Source organism: Pseudomonas sp. NPDC098747 (assembly GCF_044760045.1).
Taxonomy (GTDB): domain Bacteria; phylum Pseudomonadota; class Gammaproteobacteria; order Pseudomonadales; family Pseudomonadaceae; genus Aquipseudomonas.
The window spans coordinates 1-2,337 of the sequence record NZ_JBIWAL010000135.1 but is presented as its reverse complement, the minus strand read 5'-3'; the positions used below and the strand labels follow the sequence as shown (position 1 = coordinate 2,337).

Sequence of the window (2,337 nt, the reverse complement as noted above, 5' to 3'; positions counted from 1 at the left end):
CGATAACGGCGCTCGTTGTGGCCGGTCATCACTGTCATGTCTTGCAGGTGGCAATGACCGCCTTCTTCGCACACAGGGCAGTCGTGCGGGTGGTTGGTCATCAGCCATTCAACAACACTGGCGCGGAACGCCTTGGATTCATCATCTTCGATGGAGATCCAGGTGTTGTCGGTGGCGGGCGTCATGCAGGACATGACGATGCGACCACGGGTGTCGTTCTCGTCGGTGTACTGCTTGACCGCGCACTGGCGGCAAGCCCCGACGCTACCTAGCGCGGGGTGCCAGCAGAAATATGGAATGTCGAGGCCCAGCGACAGACATGCCTGTAACAGGTTGTCTGCCCCGTCGACTTCGAGCGCTTTGCCGTCTACGTGGATAGTGGCCATGGTTCAAAGGTCTTCGTTGGCCCGGTGTCAGCGGGCGTGGCTAATGGAATCTTGTTATCCGTGCGAATCAAACCAGCCTCGAAAGGCGTCATCGCAGGAGGTGAAGAGCATGGGCCCTTCACCTTTATTAAGCGTTTACGCGCCGATTACGATCGGCCTTGCCAGAGGCGGGACGGCGGCGCTGACAGGCGCGATACCGGCTTCGAACTCTGGACGGAAGTATTTGATGGCACTGCCCAACGGCTCCACGGCACCCGGTGCGTGAGCACAGAAGGTTTTGCCCGGGCCGAGGAAGTTGACCAGACCCAGCAGGGTTTCGATGTCGCCTGGCTGACCCTTGCCCTGTTCGATGGCCATCAAGAGCTTGACGCTCCATGGCAAACCATCACGGCACGGGGTGCAGAAACCGCAGGATTCGCGGGCGAAGAACTGTTCCATGTTGCGCAGCAGCGAGACCATGTTGACGCTGTCATCCACCGCCATCGCCAGGCCGGTACCCATACGGGTGCCCACTTTAGCAATGCCGCCGGCATACATTTGTGCGTCGAGGTGTTCTGGCAGGAGGAAACCGGTACCGGCTCCGCCTGGCTGCCAGGCCTTGAGTTTGAAACCGTCGCGCATGCCGCCGGCGTAGTCTTCGAACAACTCGCGACCGGTGACGCCGAATGGCAATTCCCACAGGCCAGGGTTCTTGACCTTGCCGGAGAAGCCCATGAGCTTGGTGCCCATGTCTTCACTGCCTTCACGGGCCAACGATTTGTACCAGTCAACGCCGTCGCCAATGATTGCCGGCACGTTGCACAGGGTTTCAACGTTGTTCACGCAAGTCGGCTTGCCCCACACACCAACAGCGGCAGGGAAGGGCGGCTTAGAGCGCGGGTTGGCGCGGCGGCCTTCGAGGGAGTTGATCAGTGCGGTTTCTTCGCCGCAGATGTAACGCCCGGCGCCAGTGTGGACGAACAGCTCGAAGTCGAAGCCGCTGCCCAGGATGTTCTTGCCCAGCAGGCCCGCCGCCTTGGCTTCTTCCACGGCACGGTTGAGGTGCTTGGCGGCGGTGGTGTACTCGCCGCGCAGGAAGATATAGCCACGGTAGGTTTTCAGCGCGCGAGCACTGATCAGCATGCCTTCGATCAGCAGATGGGGCAGTTGCTCCATCAGCATGCGGTCTTTCCAGGTGTTCGGCTCCATTTCATCCGCGTTGCACAGCAGGTAGCGGATGTTGATGGATTCGTCTTTGGGCATCAGGCCCCACTTAACACCCGTGGGGAAGCCTGCACCGCCGCGACCTTTCAAGCCTGCGTCTTTCACGGTCTGGACGATGTCGTCCTGGCTCATGTCGGCGAAGGCTTTGCGCGCTGCGGCGTAACCGTTCTTGGCCTGGTACTCGTCGAGCCACACGGCTTCGCCGTCGTCACGCAGGCGCCAGGTCAGCGGGTGAGTCTCGGCCGAACGCTGGATGCGGTTGGCCGGGCCGAAAGATGTCAGGGTCATACGTAGCCCTCGAGCAGTTTGGCGACGCCAGCAGGCTGCACATCACCAAAGGTGTCGTCGTCGATCATCAGCGCCGGCGCCTTGTCGCAGTTGCCGAGGCAGCAGACAGGCAGCAGGGTGAAACGACCGTCGGTGGTGGTCTGACCCAAGCCGATGCCCAGATTGTTCTGGATTTCGCTGACCACCGACTCGTGGCCGCCGATGTAGCAGACCATGCTGTCGCAGACGCGAATGATGTGACGGCCGACTGGCTGACGGAAGATCTGGCTGTAGAACGTCGCCACCCCTTCAACGTCGCTGGCCGGGATGCCGAGCATCTCGCCGATCGCGTACAGGGCGCCATCCGGCACCCAGCCACGTTCCTTCTGAACGATCTTCAGGGCTTCGATCGACGCCGCGCGCGGGTCTTCGTAGTGATGCAGCTCGTGCTCGATGGCCGAGCGCTCGGTTTCACTCAAGG

Annotated in this window: 3 protein-coding genes; all 3 read right to left on the bottom strand. The window is 61.2% G+C overall.

The window, feature by feature from the left end:
* Positions 1–386: 2Fe-2S iron-sulfur cluster-binding protein (locus ACIQVE_RS29505; protein ID WP_402815468.1), on the bottom strand; the 386-nt coding region annotated here is incomplete at its 3' end.
* Between the two features lie 135 nt (positions 387–521).
* On the bottom strand, positions 522–1,877 hold the full coding sequence (gene nuoF, locus ACIQVE_RS29500; protein ID WP_402815466.1) for an NADH-quinone oxidoreductase subunit NuoF: 1,356 nt from the start codon (positions 1,875–1,877) through the stop codon (positions 522–524).
* The gene (nuoE, locus tag ACIQVE_RS29495; RefSeq protein WP_402815464.1) at positions 1,874–2,335 is read right to left on the bottom strand and encodes an NADH-quinone oxidoreductase subunit NuoE; all 462 of its coding nucleotides are present in this window, start codon (positions 2,333–2,335) and stop codon (positions 1,874–1,876) included. Before nuoE ends, nuoF begins: the two co-directional genes overlap by 4 nt.
* Between the last annotated feature and the right edge of the window lie 2 nt (positions 2,336–2,337).